The organism is Rhodococcus sp. IEGM 1381 (assembly GCF_030056795.1).
GTDB lineage: Bacteria > Actinomycetota > Actinomycetes > Mycobacteriales > Mycobacteriaceae > Rhodococcoides.
In genome coordinates, this window is the sequence record NZ_JASHKQ010000001.1 from 352,773 (window position 1) to 368,106 (window position 15,334).

General features: G+C 65.4%; 16 protein-coding genes. 11 read left to right on the top strand and 5 right to left on the bottom strand.

The genetic code is table 11. The features are described from left to right. Positions 1 to 102: 102 nt before the first annotated feature. The 5 genes from QM797_RS01685 to QM797_RS01705 all read left to right on the top strand — a co-directional run bounded on the left by QM797_RS01685 (position 103) and on the right by QM797_RS01705 (position 4,914). Positions 103 to 873 carry a DUF2470 domain-containing protein gene (locus QM797_RS01685; protein ID WP_283275238.1) on the top strand — a complete coding sequence of 257 codons (771 nt, stop codon included), beginning with the start codon at positions 103 to 105 and terminating at the stop codon, positions 871 to 873. A 33-nt stretch (positions 874 to 906) separates the two neighbouring features. After that, complete coding sequence (locus tag QM797_RS01690) at positions 907 to 1,716, top strand: CPBP family intramembrane glutamic endopeptidase (protein WP_502942247.1); 810 nt, start codon at positions 907 to 909, stop codon at positions 1,714 to 1,716. Between the two features lie 508 nt (positions 1,717 to 2,224). Beyond that, entirely contained in the window at positions 2,225 to 3,589 is a 1,365-nt protein-coding gene (locus QM797_RS01695) for an LCP family protein (protein WP_502942248.1), read from the top strand. A 98-nt stretch (positions 3,590 to 3,687) separates the two neighbouring features. Next, complete coding sequence (locus QM797_RS01700; protein ID WP_283273397.1) at positions 3,688 to 4,248, top strand: ferritin; 561 nt, start codon at positions 3,688 to 3,690, stop codon at positions 4,246 to 4,248. 111 nt (positions 4,249 to 4,359) lie between these two features. Beyond that, positions 4,360 to 4,914, top strand: a complete 555-nt coding sequence (locus tag QM797_RS01705; protein ID WP_269601673.1) for a ferritin — start codon at positions 4,360 to 4,362, stop codon at positions 4,912 to 4,914. 132 nt (positions 4,915 to 5,046) lie between these two features. Here the strand turns inward: QM797_RS01705 and QM797_RS01710 are convergent, their stop codons facing one another. From QM797_RS01710 to QM797_RS01725, 4 genes are read right to left on the bottom strand one after another with little or no spacing between them, the layout of a single operon-like run. Continuing rightward, a complete protein-coding gene (locus QM797_RS01710) occupies positions 5,047 to 5,958 on the bottom strand; it encodes a DUF5926 family protein (protein WP_283273398.1) in 912 nt (303 codons plus the stop codon). Positions 5,959 to 5,968: 10 nt separating this feature from the next. Beyond that, complete coding sequence (locus tag QM797_RS01715) at positions 5,969 to 6,742, bottom strand: glycerophosphodiester phosphodiesterase (RefSeq protein ID WP_283273399.1); 774 nt, start codon at positions 6,740 to 6,742, stop codon at positions 5,969 to 5,971. Beyond that, on the bottom strand, positions 6,739 to 7,755 hold the full coding sequence (locus QM797_RS01720; RefSeq protein WP_283273400.1) for a DUF4328 domain-containing protein: 1,017 nt from the start codon (positions 7,753 to 7,755) through the stop codon (positions 6,739 to 6,741). The genes QM797_RS01715 and QM797_RS01720 overlap by 4 nt, the downstream gene beginning before the upstream one ends. Next, positions 7,756 to 8,106 carry a rhodanese-like domain-containing protein gene (locus tag QM797_RS01725; protein ID WP_502942249.1) on the bottom strand — a complete coding sequence of 117 codons (351 nt, stop codon included), beginning with the start codon at positions 8,104 to 8,106 and terminating at the stop codon, positions 7,756 to 7,758. It lies immediately after the preceding gene. A 276-nt stretch (positions 8,107 to 8,382) separates the two neighbouring features. On the opposite strand from QM797_RS01725, the gene QM797_RS01730 reads away from it, so the two are divergent. Next, entirely contained in the window at positions 8,383 to 9,318 is a 936-nt protein-coding gene (locus QM797_RS01730) for an LLM class F420-dependent oxidoreductase (RefSeq protein ID WP_283273401.1), read from the top strand. Positions 9,319 to 9,413: 95 nt separating this feature from the next. On the opposite strand, the gene QM797_RS01735 is transcribed toward QM797_RS01730, so the two are convergent. Then, entirely contained in the window at positions 9,414 to 10,475 is a 1,062-nt protein-coding gene (locus tag QM797_RS01735; protein ID WP_283273402.1) for an acyltransferase family protein, read from the bottom strand. A 337-nt stretch (positions 10,476 to 10,812) separates the two neighbouring features. Between QM797_RS01735 and QM797_RS01740 the strand changes: the two genes are divergently transcribed. The 5 genes from QM797_RS01740 to QM797_RS01760 all read left to right on the top strand — a co-directional run bounded on the left by QM797_RS01740 (position 10,813) and on the right by QM797_RS01760 (position 15,296). Beyond that, entirely contained in the window at positions 10,813 to 11,436 is a 624-nt protein-coding gene (locus tag QM797_RS01740) for a superoxide dismutase (protein WP_283273403.1), read from the top strand. Between the two features lie 171 nt (positions 11,437 to 11,607). After that, on the top strand, positions 11,608 to 12,135 hold the full coding sequence (locus QM797_RS01745) for a hypothetical protein (RefSeq protein WP_032380926.1): 528 nt from the start codon (positions 11,608 to 11,610) through the stop codon (positions 12,133 to 12,135). Between the two features lie 207 nt (positions 12,136 to 12,342). After that, positions 12,343 to 13,065 carry a TMEM165/GDT1 family protein gene (locus QM797_RS01750; RefSeq protein ID WP_283273404.1) on the top strand — a complete coding sequence of 241 codons (723 nt, stop codon included), beginning with the start codon at positions 12,343 to 12,345 and terminating at the stop codon, positions 13,063 to 13,065. Positions 13,066 to 13,098: 33 nt separating this feature from the next. Next, positions 13,099 to 14,283 (top strand): sensor histidine kinase, encoded by a 1,185-nt coding sequence (locus QM797_RS01755; RefSeq protein ID WP_283273405.1) that lies wholly within the window; start codon positions 13,099 to 13,101, stop codon positions 14,281 to 14,283. Next, the gene (locus QM797_RS01760; RefSeq protein ID WP_283273406.1) at positions 14,280 to 15,296 is read left to right on the top strand and encodes a DUF8320 family protein; all 1,017 of its coding nucleotides are present in this window, start codon (positions 14,280 to 14,282) and stop codon (positions 15,294 to 15,296) included. Before QM797_RS01755 ends, QM797_RS01760 begins: the two co-directional genes overlap by 4 nt. Positions 15,297 to 15,334 lie beyond the last annotated feature (38 nt).

A 15,334-nucleotide genomic window follows, 5' to 3' on the forward strand; every position in this document is an offset into this window, starting at 1 on the left:
CCCGGGATGCTCTTGCGATCCTCGCCACACCCGTATAACTTAGGGACACATTACTTAGGTATGCCTCACCTACTCGTCAGCCCGATCGCATCGGAGGAGCCCATGCTCGGCGCAACCACCACCACCGGACCGTCCACTGCCGAACGCGTACGCAGTGCCTGCATGCGCGCCGATGGTGCCGCCCTGGCCATCGACGGCAGCGACCCGGTCATCACAACCCTGCACCACCTGCGACCCAACGGCGAGATGATCCTGGCCGTCCGAACCGACTCTCTCGACGGTGCGGACACCTGGCAATCCTCGCGGGCCGGCACTCCTGCCGTCCTCGAACTCACCGATCACGCGCCACTCGCTCTGCGCGAACCGGTGCGTTCGCTGGTGTGGCTGCGCGGCGATCTGCGTCCGGTTCCGGAATCGCTGATGCGTCCCATGGCCGGAGCCGTGGCCGCCGAACACCCGCACCCGGCCCTGCTCGACGTCGGCCACACCACCTCGCTGATGCGGCTGATCGTGGGCTCAGCAGTGGTTGCAGACAGTACCGGCGCGGAACCCGTCGACGTCGAATCGCTGCTGGCGGCCGAACCCGATCCGTTCTGGGAGATGGAGACCAGATGGCTCGAGCACCTCGATTCCGACCATCCCGATCTGCTCGCCCAACTGTCCCGACGCCTCCCGCCGTCCCTGCGGCAGGGTCGAATCCGTCCGCTGGGTATCGATCGCTACGGAATTCGGCTACGCATAGAAGGCGACTGCGGTGACAACGACGTCCGCCTGGGATTCTCCGAGCCCGTCGACGACGTCCTCTCGCTCAGTCGCGCACTGCGCGTGCTGGCCGGTTGCCCGTTCCTCAACGGCCTACGCGCTCGCGGCTGACCCTCGTTTCGAGAAACAAGGCAGACTCGTGCGGTGATCGACTTCAAGAGCTGGTTGACGCCACCGCCGCCGGAACGCACAGCTCCTCTGCCCGACGCACGCGAGCGCACGACCATCAAGGTCGAGATCGCGATCGTGCTGCTGGTGACGTTCGGCCTCAGCGGAATGAGCAGCATCCTCTCGCTCGTCGAGGACGCCCTGCAGACCGCCGCCCTGTCCGATCAGACCGTGGCACTGAACTCGTCGCGATCGAGCTTCAGCCTGATCGATCTGTTGTTCCAACTGCTCAGCATTCTGCGGTTGTGCGCCTGGGGCGGGCTGGGTTTGTACCTGCTCTGGCGAGCGGACCTGGCACCGCGGGCGATCGGACTGGCCAGACCGCGCCTGAAGATCGACCTCGGTCACGGCGTCGGACTGGCGGCGCTGATCGGGCTGCCCGGCCTGGCGCTGTATCTCGTCGGCAATGCGCTCGGCTTCAATCTGAACGTCGTTCCCAGCGCCCTCGACGACCACTGGTGGCGCGTGCCGGCACTGATCCTCTACGCGCTGGCCAATTCCGGTGCCGAGGAGATCATCGTCGTCGCGTACCTCATCTCCCGGCTGCGCAGACTCGGGCTCAGTGAAAACGCGTCGCTGCTGTGTTCGGCGCTGCTGCGCGGGAGTTACCACCTCTATCAGGGGGTGGGCGGAGGCGTCGGAAACTTCCTGATGGGCCTGGTCTTCGGCCGCTACTGGCAGCGCACCGGCAGGCTCTGGCCGCTACTGATCGCGCATGCTCTGATCGATATCGTCGCCTTCGTCGGCTACGCCCTCCTACGTGAACATCTGTCATGGCTCCCTTGAATGCGTGCGCGAGGAACGATGTGGTTTCCGCGCCGCCAGCTACAGTCGATCCGTGAACGACGACGATCGCTACGGACGGCACGGCACGCCGGACCGGCGCACGCCGCCTCCCGGTCGTACCCCGCCGCCAGGTCAGACGCCGCCGGGTCAGACGCCACCCGACCGATCGATGCCGAGTCGTCACGGCCGACCCGATCCAGCAGCCCAGCCTGGTCCAGCAGCTCGACCCGGACCAGCAGCCCAGCCCGGTCCAGCACCTCAGCCCGGTCCAGCACCTCAGCCTCGTCGCGCCGGTGGGCGACCTCCGCAGCAGCCACCCCGCCGGCAGCCACCCGAACAGCAGCGCCCCAACCAACAGTCCCCCGGCCATCAACCACCCAGCCAGCGGCCCTCCCGACAGCCGTCCGCCCAGCAGCCGCCACCTCCTCGCGGGTATCGCCCCGGCCAGCCGCCACCCGAGCGTGGGCCGCGCCCGTACAACCCGGAGCCTCCGCGTCGTCCGGGACCGATGTCACAGCGTCCGGGACCACCGCCCGAGCGTCCGGCACGCGACGTCCCCCTCCCACCGGGGCAGGTACCGGAGGGCACCGAGTTCATTCGGCGCGACGGCCGGCCCGTCGCCGGTCCGCCCCGCTCGGCCGCCGCCCAGCAGGCGTGGTCGCAGGCTCCGGAACCCGGTTCGGCACAGTCTCGTACACCCCAGTCGAATACACCCGATGCATCCAATTCGACGCGTCAGTACTCACGGACTACGGACGAGCAGCAGGGCCGCACCGGGTACGCCCCGCGCCAGCAGCCGGAGCCGTTCACCGAGGAGCGCAAGCAACCCGCAGCGCCTGGACAGCGCCGGCCGGAACCCGCCAGACCACAACCGGCTCGACCACAACGAGATTCGCGTCCACCCAAGGTCGCGAAGCCGCGCAAGCGCAGACGCTGGGGTCGACGTTTCCTGATCGTGTTGCTCGTTCTCGTGCTGGGAATCGGCGGCGTCGTCTACTACGTCGACAGCTCATTGACGCGAGTCGACGCCCTTACCTCGTACCCCGGTCGCGTCGGAGACACTCCGGGCACCAATTGGCTTCTCGTCGGGTCGGATTCACGGGCCGGCCTGACGCCGGAACAGGAGGCCACGCTGGCCACCGGCGGCGAGGTGGGCCCGAGCCGCACCGACACGATCATTCTGATCCACATCCCCGAGGGTGGCGGCGCGACCACGATGGTCAGCCTGCCTCGCGATTCGTACGTCTCGATTCCGGGTAACGGCGAAGACAAGCTCAACGCGGCCTACGCATTCGGTGGACCGCCACTGTTGGTACAGACGGTCGAAGGCGCGACCGGGGTACACATCGATCACTACGCCGAGATCGGCTTCGGCGGCTTCGCCGGGATAGTCGACGCGGTCGGCGGAGTGAACGTGTGCGTGCAGAACGCAATCGACGATCCGTTGGCTGGCATCAATATTCCCGCCGGCTGCCAGGATCTCACCGGGTCCGAGGCGCTCGGGTTCGTGCGGTCCCGCGCAACCGCGCTGGCCGATCTGGACCGGATGAACAACCAGCGGGCATTCATGTCGGCACTGCTCGAAAAGGCCACGAGCGCATCGACTTTCCTCAACCCACTGAAGCTGTGGCCGCTGGTGTCCGATACCGCGTCGTCGTTGAGCGTCGACGAGGGAGATCACATCTGGAACCTGGCCGCGCTGGCCTGGGCGATGCGCGGAGGTCCGGTGACCACGACGGTGCCGGTCGGCGGATTCCAGGACTCCGACGTCGGAAACGTGCTGCTGTGGGACGACACTCGCGCACCGGCCTTCTTCGACGCCATTGCACAGGATCGCGAAATTCCACCGGATCTGCTGACCGGCGGCCCCTGAGCGGCCGAATCGGTCGTTCCTGCAGGCTCCACTCCCACCGGTTACATCGGTCGTTCCTGCAGGCTCCACTCCCACCCGAGACCGGTAGGTTGTGGACCATGACATCGCCGTCTGCCCAGCCCACCGCGACGCCCGGTGCGTCGTTCCACGATCTCCTGCGCGCCCAGGTGCGGCATGAGTTCACCGCATCGCAGCAGTACGTCGCGATCGCGGTGTGGTTCGACCGAAACGATCTACCGCAACTAGCCACGCGTTTCTACGCGCAGTCCGCCGAAGAGCGTCGGCACGCCATGATGATGATCCGGTTCCTCATCGACAATCGACTCGATGTCGACGCGTCGAGCATCGGCGACGTGGCGACGGCGTTCCATTCGGTCATCGAACCTGTCGAGTTGGCTTTCCAGCAGGAGTCGACGGTGACCGAACAGATCACTGCGCTCGCGCGCGCTGCCCGGGCCGAGGGCGACTACATCGGCGAGCAGTTCACCCACTGGTTCCTCACCGAGCAGGTCGAAGAGGTGGCGGCGATGCAGAGTCTGCTCAACATCGTCCGGCGGGCAGAATCCAACCTGTTCGACATCGAGCAGTACGTCGCCCGCGAAATCGGCGGATCGGTGATCCGCGCCACCAACGCCCCGAAAGAGGCCGGGAGCGCGTAGCTTGCGCCCTGCTCAGAGCGGACATTTAGGATCCACTGTATTAGGCTACGTTCGCCTCAATAAGGTTCGACTTGGATGACAATGCCCCTGACCAGGCATATCGTCCTCGTCATGAGCGTCGATATCAAAGAGACCAGCCACACCAAGTTCCACGCACTTCTTCGCGACCAGATTCGCAACGAGTTCAACGCCTCACAGCAGTACATCGCCACCGCTGTCTACTTCGCGAATGTCGACCTGCCCCAGCTGGCCAAGCACTTCTACGCGCAGTCGGTCGAAGAGCGCAACCACGCGATGATGATCGTGCAGTACTTCCTCGATCGCGACATCACGGTCGAGCTGACCGGCGTCGACGCGTCGAAGTCCGTCTTCACCGATCCTCGTGAGGCCATCGCCCTGGCGCTGGCACAGGAAGAGACCGTCACCGAGCAGATCATCGCTCTGGCGAGCACCGCACGCGAAGAGGGCGACTACCTCGGCGAGCAGTTCATGCAGTGGTTCCTCAAGGAGCAGGTCGAGGAAGTTGCCAGCATGAAGACCCTGCTCAACATCGCAGATCGCGCGGGCCACAACCTGTTCGACCTCGAGCAGTTCGTTGCGCGCGAGATGAACACCAGCGTGGTCGCCGACGCAGGCGCACCCACCGTTGCCGGCGGATCGCTGTAGATACCGCTGCAACTGAAGGCCGAGTAGCGCGCTCATGCGGGTGGCCGCCCGAACAAGGTTTCTTGTTCGGGCGGCCACCCGTTGTGCGTTTCTCTGTAGTTCTTCTCGGCCGCGTTTCCCGGCCGGGTTCCGTCAGCGCAACGTGACCTGACGACCGCGCAGGCCATCACGTGAGCGCAGCTGCGCTGCAGTGAGCGGCGCGTCGACGGCGAGAGCTTCACTCAGCTTCTCTCCGAATTCCTTTGTGGGCGCGGCCCATTCGGTGGGGTGCATCTCGGGATCGAGATCGAACACCGGCACCAGCAATCCGTGTGTACGGAACGAACCGGCGTAGCGCGATCCCTCGCCCAGGTGCAGATCGCCCGCAGCGTGCAGCCGCGCGAGAGCGAGCATCACATCGTCTTCGCTCTCCGGTCGAACCCACCGGATGTGCGCCTTGTCGCCCGCATCCACCCACCAGGCCGCGACGACGCCGTCCGCTTCGATCCGTGCCGACGGCATGATCGCCTGATTCGCACGTTCCACGGTGGCAATCACATCGGCTGCAGGAGTGGCACTTTCGGGGATCCACCAGTTGAAGTCCTGATGGACGGTGATCTCGAGCAGCGCGGACGCGTCGAGCACATCGGTCAACGCGGGCGTGTTCTCGTCCACCTTCGCGGCTTCCAAGGACTCACCGGCGGGGGCCGTCGAGACCCAGCGCAGAGCGCTACTGATATCTGCGGCAACGTCTTTCGACTGCGTCTGTACCTGCAGGCCGACAAATCCCTCGACGGTGCCCGCTTCTTCGCGCACCAGCGCGGCGACGGCTCCGGGGAGCACCGTCGCCAGCGTGATCGTGCGGCCGTCCACGGTGATAGGCGCGGTGGCCGTCGCCGACGGCACGAACTCCCGCAGGGCTACCAGGTCGCATTCAGCGGCCAGGCCCTCGAACGGGCGAGTCGGTGCCGATTCGATGCTCGCGCGTTCTGCCTCGCGCTGCGCCAGCTTCGCCGCTCGGTTGCTGTCCTGCTTCGGTCCACTGTTTCTCTTGCTCTTACCCACGCCCGAAAACCTACACGTTCTTCGATTCGAGCCAGGCTCGCGTTCGGCCGGGGTGGTTGGTGGCGATCCATCCGACACCGAGTCTGCGGCACAGGTCCACGTCCTCTTTCTCGTCGACGGTCCACACGTAACTCGCCCGGCCCGACGCGGCGGCGCGGTCGATGATGCTCGGGTGCTCGCGCAGCGCACGAATGGACGGCCCGACCGCGGTGGCACCGACGGTCGTCGCCGCTCCTCCGCCGAGGTAGTGCGAGCTGTCGCCCAGCAGCACCGTCGGGAGCATCGGGGCAGAGCGCCGCACACGCCAGACCGCCGACGGCGCGAACGACATGATGACCGCTCGCGAGTGGTCTGCCGATGCGGGCGCACCGATGCCGAACTTGTGCAGCTCCTCGAGTACCGCGCTCTCGATCAGCGAGCCGTAGCGCACTGGATGCTTGGTTTCGATGAACAGCTTGACCGGCTTGCTGCTCCAATCCAGCACGAGAGCGATGAGATCGTGCAGCGTCAAGAGTTCGGCGGGTTCGTCGGGTTCGCCGTAGTCGAGCGCGGCGAGGTCGGCGAAATTCATCTCGCTGACGATCCCGGTGCCGTTCGAGGTTCTGTCGACACGACGATCGTGCACGCACACGATATGACCGTCCTTGGTCAGCCGTACATCGCACTCGACACCGTCTGCTCCCTCACGCAGCGCCAGGTCGTACGCCGCGAGGGTGTGTTCCTTCTTGGCCGCCGAAGCACCGCGATGTGCGACGACGAGCGGGCCGCGGCGATCGGGACTCACGACGCCGTCACTGCATCGGGCTCGCGATCGGCAGGCTCGTCCTTCGGGCTCGCGGTGCCGGTGGCCATGACCCATCGGGTAGGTCGTGCCAGGGCCGATCCGCGCAGCGTGCGGCCCTCGAATCGTCGCATCACCGCCAGGGTGAGCACGGCCGAACCCGCAGCTACTGCCGCGACGACCGCCGCCAGGAGAACTCCATCGGCCCGGGCTTGCAGGCTGCCCTGCAGATTCCACAACAGTTGGACGACCACCAGTGCGTTGCTCGCGGCCCAGACACCCCACCAGATGCGCACCAGAGACAGCTCGCGGTGCACGTCGGCCTCGGTGTCACCGCGCAGTCGGGCCAGCTCGGTCAGGTACACACCGGGCATGACGATGCGCACGAGCGGCAGCATCGACAACAGCAGCATCCACCGCACCGATCGCGGATCGGTCGCGCCAGCGGCGGCGAAAGCGAGTCGACGTTGCCGGATCAACCAGCAAGACGACCCGACGAGAGCGAACAGGCCGACGACGAGCGAACCCACCTGAGCGAAATACACCAACGCGTCGGATACGGCCAGGGTGATCGGCGAGAGAAGTCGGGTGCGGTTGTACAGCAGAATTCCGTAGCGAAACGCCTCGGCGAACGCGCCGAGAGCCAGCAGCAGCGCGGTGACGACGACGAGCAATTGCGCGTTCGCGGCGTACTGCTCGACGCGTCCCACCGGCCGGTTCGCCGCCGGATCGCGCGGGATGTCACGCAAGCCCCAGGGAGGCGTCGAATCATAGTGCGGCGTCGGCGTCGGGGCTGCGGTTCGAGTCTTGCGAGTGGATGTCGAGCGCGACGTCGCTGGGCGTGCGACCCAGCGGAAGTTTCGTCGGCCCTGCGCAGGTGCCTGGGTCGATACCGGCGAGAGCAGGACGCCATGGCAGCGCGGGCACCACGTGCCCGGCCGTGCACCGACCGCCCAGCGAGTGCTGCAGCGGGCACAGACCTGGAACGCCTGTGCGCGTCCCCGCGGTGCCGTCATCTAGATGATTCTCGGTTCGTGGGAGTTGTCGTCGCGCTCGATCGGTCGACCTGCGGCCTGCCAGGCGAGCATCCCACCGTCGACGTTGATCGCCTCGAAACCCACTCGATTCAGGTATTCGACGACGCGGGCCGACCGAGCACCGGCTTTGCAGACGACGTAGACCTCGGATTGATTGTCGATCTCACCGGTGCGAGACGGGATGTCGCTCATCGGGATGTGGACGGCTTCAGGCGCGTGTCCGGCCTGCCACTCCTCGGGTTCACGTACGTCGAGCAGTAGTGCCGTCTCGGGAAACGGCACCGGGAGTCGGTCGACGGTGACGGCGGGCGGCTGCTCGGGGTGAGACACTCCTCGATCTTGTCACGGCTTCGCGCGGGGCTGCCACCCGTGTCCCGACCACTCGACTGACGTGACGCTATGACCTGCGTCACTCACGTCACAGAAGTTATCCACAGTATCCACAGGTTGATGCACAGAATCGGGGCCTGTGCCGGTTTCTATCCACAGGTCAGAGCGCCGAGCCGGTCTCGCGGTGTACCGAATACCAACGCAGGTTGTGGATCGATGGTGATTTGACACAGCGACCGTCTGCGCCCCGTGTGTTCGCTGTTTAGGCTGGCGAACATGACTTCCGTAGAACTGCGCATCTTCACCGAACCGCAACAAGGTGCCACGTACGACGACCTTCTCCGCGTTGCGAAGGCAGCCGAGGAATTCGGCTACGGCGCATTCTTCCGATCCGACCACTACCTCGCGATGAGCGGCGACGGCGGTCCCGGGCCCACCGACGCCTGGATCACGCTGGCAGGCCTGGCCCGCGAGACGTCGACCATTCGGCTCGGCACACTCGTCACCTCGGCCACCTTCCGCTACCCGGGACCACTGGCCATCAGCGTCGCGCAGGTCGACGCCATGAGCGGCGGCCGCGTCGACCTCGGCCTCGGTGCCGGCTGGTTCGAGGACGAGCACAAGGCCTACGGCATCCCGTTCCCGCCGCTCGGTGAGCGTTTCGACCGGCTCGAAGAGCAACTCGCCGTCATCACCGGACTCTGGGACACCCCCGTCGGCAAAACGTTCTCGTACGACGGGAAGCACTACCCCGTCACGGGCTCCCCCGCGCTCCCGAAGCCGGTGCAGACCCCGCACCCGCCCATCGTCATCGGTGGCGGCGGAAAGAAGCGCACTCCGGCACTCGCTGCGAAGTACGCCGACGAATTCAACATCCCCTTCGCCTCGCTGGCCGACACCGAGACCCAGTTCGGTCGCGTCCGCGCGGCCTGCGCAGCCGCCGACCGCGATCCGGACTCCCTCGTCTACTCCAATGCCCTCGTACTGTGCTGCGGCCGCACCGAAGAAGACATCGCTCGACGCGCCGCTGCCATCGGCCGTGAGGTATCGGAGTTACGCGAGAACGGTGCCGCAGGTAGCCCCGCCGAACTGGTCGACAAGATCGGCAGCTTCGGAGCCGTCGGAGCCACCCGGGTGTACCTGCAGACCATGGACCTCACCGATCTCGATCACCTCGAACTCGTCGCCTCCGAGGTTCTCCCGCAGCTGTAGCCCGCCCCGATCGCCCCACCCGGAGTCCACTCGACGTGACATCGACCCCCGAAAAGGTCACTAGATGTCACATTGAGTACCCAGGGGGCGTCGGGTCAGGCTGCGGATCGAGCACGGAGGCGTGCGTAGGTCGAGCTGATGTGTCGAGCCGCGGGCAGTTCGATCCAGCGGTACATGATTTCGGCGAGTACCGCCGTGCCGGCGAGGAAGGCCAGCACGGCGGCGCTGGGGCCCAGGTGCGGTTCGACGGTGGCGTAGATGCGGTAGAGCACAAGAGTGTGGATCAGATAGATCGCGTAGCTACGCGTGCCGATCCAGTGGACGACGGGCCAGCGGGTGACGGGGCCGTCGTATCGGGCCAGGATCAGGACGGTTCCGGTGATGACCAGCAGGGTCCACAGGTAGGTGTCGCCCATCCAGAAGGTGTGGACGTCGATGGAGAGTCTGATGACTTCGATCTGCGCGATGACACCGAGGACCACCCATCGCCAGTCGACCAGTTTCGCCCAGCCGAGATAGATGATCTGGCCGAGGAAGAGGGTCGGTAGTACGCCCGCGACCTTCGTCAGGAACGGGATTGTGTAGGGCTGCGGCAGGTAGAGGTTGTAGGCGATGACCACGGCGCACAGTGCGGCTCCGACCAGCGGCACCACGATGGGCCGGGTGCGCAGCGGCCCGCGCATGGCAACGCAGTAGAGGTAGAACACTATTTGCACGACGAGCGTCCAGGTGACCCCGAGGACGGCGACTTCGGGTCGAAGAAAGAAGCCGCCGAGGAAAAAGCTGAGCACAGCCTCGCCGTTGGTGATTCCGGGTTGACCGCTGAACATCCCGTTGAGGCCGAGCTTGACGAGGATGACCGCCAGTGCGACGGCGAACCAGAGTGCAGGGATCAAGCGGGCGAGACGCGCGACCATGAAGTCCCGACGCGAGTGCCGCATCGCCGATCGGGTGATCAGCAGGCCGGTGAGCAGCATGAACATACTGACGCCGACGAAGGACAGGTGCAGGTTCAGTCCCGCGTTCTCGATGAGGATGGTGTTGACCAGGTCGATCACCCACCAGCCACCGCCGATGTCGTCGATCAGATAGAACGAAATGTGTGAGTACAGGACTGCGAAAACGGCGATGACGCGAAGGAGGTCGGCACCGTTCATCTGAACTCGAGGGGCGGTAACCGGCTCTACGACGGCGGAGTCCTCGACCGTATTTCGGCTCGGTCGGTCCCCTTCCACACCCGCGAGTTTAGGTTCCGTTCAACTTCAGGACCAATCCAGACCCGCTCCGCAACTGTTTCGTGATATTCGGAGCGAATTCGCAGCCCCGAATTCCGTTGTCTTGTTCACGTGAATTTATTCCGAGAAAAGCATCTCGGTTACAACGGTTGCACAAGGGGTACGAATGAGATTGGGTTGAACCCTACGAAAGATCCGCAGTAGGACGAACGTGCCCGCATCACGCGATGGGTACGGCGTCGCTAGAGAAGGGAACCACGTGTCCGAGTACACCTTGCCCGACCTTGATTTCGATTACTCCGCCCTCGAGCCGCACATCTCGGGCGAGATCAACGAGCTGCACCATTCCAAGCACCACGCCACCTATGTAGCGGGCGCGAACACCGCGGTCGAGAAGCTCGCCGCAGCGCGCGACAACGACGACCACGCAGCCATCTTCCTGCACGAGAAGAACCTCGCATTCCACCTCGGTGGCCACGTCAACCACTCCATCTGGTGGAAGAACCTTTCGCCCAACGGTGGCGACAAGCCCGAGGGTGAGCTCGGTGCCGCGATCGACGACCAGTTCGGTTCGTTCGACAAGTTCCGCGCACAGTTCACCGCTGCCGCAAACGGCCTGCAGGGCTCCGGCTGGGCCGTGCTGGGCTACGACTCGCTGGGCAAGAAGCTCCTCACCTTCCAGCTCTACGATCAGCAGGCCAACGTGCCGCTCGGCATCATCCCGCTGCTCCAGGTCGACATGTGGGAGCATGCCTTCTACCTGCAGTACAAGAACGTCAAGGCCGATTACGTGAAGGCGTTCTGGAACGTCGTCAACTGGGCCGACGTCCAGGCTCGTTTCGAGGCCGCCACGTCGAAGACCCCGGGTCTGATCTTCCCGTAGTCATCTCGTCACGAGAGGGCCGGTGCGTAACTGTGCACCGGCCCTCTCGCGTTTCGAAATCCGGCTGGCACTCTCCCCATCCTGTGTGCCAGCCGTTTTCGGGTCATCCTTCTCCTTACCCAACGTCGTGTACCCGGCTTCTGCCTCGTACCTGTCTGGGAGGGATGCGCAATGGACGATCGAAATCTCATCGGAGTCTCGCCTTTTCACGCCGCCGGTCTGCTACGCGGGTTCGTGATCTCCGGCCGTTGGCCGGACACCACCAAGGAGTGGGCCCAGTTTCTGGCGCTGGCCGTTCGGGTTGCGTCGATGCCGGGTCTGTTGGCGACGTCGACGGTGTTCGGGGTGCGGGAGGAGTTGCCCGAAGATCCCGAGCCAGGGACGGTCGGCCTGGTGGTCGCCGAGGGGCCCGTTATCGGCGATTTCGCGCTGGCTCCCGGACGGTTCTCGGCCCGTCAGCCGGCCGCATTGCTGATGCTGCATCCGCCGTCGGAGACGACGCCCTCACTGCCGGAGTGTGCCGGCGCTGCGTCCGGTTGCGTTCTGCTGCCGGGTCTTCCGCATCTCGGCCTCGATCACCGGGCTGCGTGGGTGGAAGCCGAATCCGACGGCACCGTGACGTCGATGGTCAGTCGGGTCGGCCTCGATCCGATCAGCGATCCCGACACCGCAGTTTTGGCCATGCTTCTCGCCTCCTGACCGCTCCCCGCACACCATTTTTCGGGTGCCCAAACTTATTGGCGCATTGGACAATTCGCGAAACGGCACTTAGAGTCGTCGGCAGCGAAGGGGAGTAGCCCCCAATCAACGTGTCGACATACTGGTCGTAAAACTGCGACCCGGCACCTGAACCGGTACCCCCGGTGGGCGAGACCTTCGGTCCGTTCGACGACCGAGGAGTCTGCTGTGCTGTCCGCACTGTTGTTGAGTTTCGCTGTCATTTTTGTGGCCGAGCTGGGTGACAAATCCCAGCTCATGGCCATGACATTCGCCCTGCGCTACAAGTGGTACGTCGTCATCGGCGGTATCACGGTCGCTACCACCGTCGTGCACCTCGGGTCCGTCGCGGTCGGCCACTTCCTCGGAGTGTCGATCCCCACCGAGGCGATATCGATCGTCGGCGGCATCGCATTCGTCATCTTCGGACTCTGGACACTGCGCGGTGACACGTTGTCCGACGACGAAGGCGCGAAGGCCTCCCGCGTAACCAAGTCCGCCTTCCTGGCGATCGCGTCGGCCTTCTTCCTCGCCGAGCTGGGCGACAAGACGATGCTGGCGACCGTCACCCTCGCTGCCGACAACGACTGGGTCGGCGTCTGGATCGGCTCGACGATCGGCATGGTCGCGGCCGATGCGCTTGCCATCGTGGTCGGTGCGGTTCTCGGAAAGCACCTGCCGGAGCGCATGATTCAGTACGGGGCAGCGATCCTGTTCTTCGTCTTCGGTGCCGTCCTGTTCTTCGAGGGCCTGATGCCGGGTACATCCGCGCCGTACATCGCAGCAGCAGTCGTCGTGGCGATCTCCGCCGTCATCGTCGCGGTGCTTCGCGCCAGGGCGTCCCGCACCGAGTCCTCCGGCTCCGGCGGGTCGCACGAGATCGAGCAGCAGACCACCACCGAAGACGCCTGACCTTGGTTTACACTCCTCCCTCGGAGGGGTGAAATGGACGACGAGCAGCAGGTGGCCGGTGCCGACGCGGCGCATCGTTCGACGGATCGACTGATCAGAATCTTCGGCCGTTTCGTCGGTACCGGCTATCTCATCTATCTGCTGCTGTTGATTCCCGATATCGGGCGCAGTAGCGAAGTAGTTCCCGGTTGGTGGACCCCGGTCACCGTGGTGGTCGTGTTCGGCAGCGGTTTCGCGTTCGGAGCCTCCACCTTTCATCCCAGCATCACTGTTATCAGGATCGCCGGTTCGGTTGCGGCGTCGGCATTCCCGATCATGGCCCTCCTGTGGTGGTTCGCCTGGGACGGCATCGCCTTCGATCAGGCCGGGACATTTCTCGCGGCGTTCCCCGGCCTTGCCGCGCTCGCCGCTGCCACAGTGTGGCGTCCCGTTCCGGCGTTCGTCCACATGACGGTCGGCGTCGTTCTCGTTCAGCTCACCAATCAGGCGCTGCGAGAACCATTCCCCCGCAGCAACATCGTCGCGGAGATCTTCTTCGCGATGATGTTCTGCACGGTGTTCGTGGCGGCCACACTCGCCGCGGTACGCACCGGACGCATTCTCGACGCCACCATCTCCGAAGCACACAACGACGCGGCGCGGGCAGCAGCGGCCTCCGCGCGCGAGGTCGAGCGTGAGCGGTTCGACGCGTTGATCCACGACGAGGTCATGTCCTCGCTGCTCGCCGTCGCGCGCCATGGCCGCACCCCGAGTCTGGCCCGCCAGGCCCGATCGGCGCTTGCCCATCTGGACGATCTGACCACCGGTACCGTCACCGACAGTTTCTCGGCGGACGAGGCTCTCGCTCAGCTTCGTTCCGCCGCAACGACGGTCGACGAGTCGATCGAATTCACCGTGCACGCGGAAGAGCTCGAACGATCGGAGGACTACCCCGCCGACGTCGTCCGATCCATCGCTGCAGCTCTTGCAGAGGCGCTGCGCAACAGTCGAATTCATGCTCGTTCGTCGAACCGATCGATCATTGCCCGCGTGGGCCCGTCGTCTCTGCAGGTCACCGTTCGTGACGACGGTGTTGGTTTCGATCGACGCTCGGTGCCGCCGCACCGACTGGGCGTCGCCGTCAGTATCGAAGGCAGGATGCGTCAGCTCGACGGCGGATCGGCCGACATCCAATCCTCAGCCGCCGGCACCACCGTCCAACTGAGGTGGACACGATGAACGGTCAGGACATTCGCGACCTGCTGTCGATGAAGTCGACGGCCGCATATGCCGTCGCGGTATTCTTCGTTCTCGCGTGTGCCGTGTGCGCCGGCGCGACGCTCGACGGCGTGTCCTCGGTGTGGCCACCGTGTGCGGCGGTTCTCCTGTTCGCGGGCGCCGTCACCCTGCTGCTCGGCGCTCCGGGCGATCCATTGGGGGTTCGCTCGACAGCATTGCTGACCGCATCGGGTCCGGTCGCCGCGACCTTCGTCTTCTCGGTACTGCCGGTACCACTGACCGGAAGCCTGCAGACCTGGCCGTTGGGGATGTCCGTGGTGATCTACACCTTCATGTGCGTCCGCGGTCGCACACTGGCCGCGTGGCTCGGGCTGGTGCTGACCATGTCCGTGGCCATCGGGTGGGCGGCCTTGACGGGCCAGGGGGCGCTGTACGGGCTCTCGTTCAGCGCGATCAACGCCGCGCCGCTGCTGATGTCGACGTTCTTCGCCTTCACTATCCGACCCTTGGCCGCAGCCATCTTCGAGTTGCGCACGCAGTCCACGGTGCGCATCGCGTCCCAGGCCGCCGCGGCCGCCGTCCTCGAGGAACGAGACGCGCGTCTGGCCAGTCTCGACGCGTTGGCCCGTCCGCTGCTTCAGCGCATCGCCGACGGTCCCGATCCCACCGACGAGGAGATCCTCGCGTGCGTGTTGCTCGAGGCCGAACTCCGCGACTCCCTGCGCGCCCGCGGTCTGATGCGATCGAACCTCGCTCGCGCCGCGAGATCTGCCCGAGCCCGAGGGGTCGAGGTGATGATGCTCGACGACCGAGCACCGGCTGCGCTGGACGACGACGCCCGCGACCGCATCGTGGCCGCCGCGTCGAACAGCCTCGACGGTGCCGAGGCCGGGTCCGTGACGGTCCGGCTCCTGCCTCCAGGACGCCCGGTCGCGGCCACCGTTCTGCTCGACGACCTCGGCGACAACGCACAGCGAATCGAGTACGACGAGACCGGTCGAATCAGCAGCTGAACGCCGGGTTTGGACCGAGACGGTGGTGGTTATTCTTC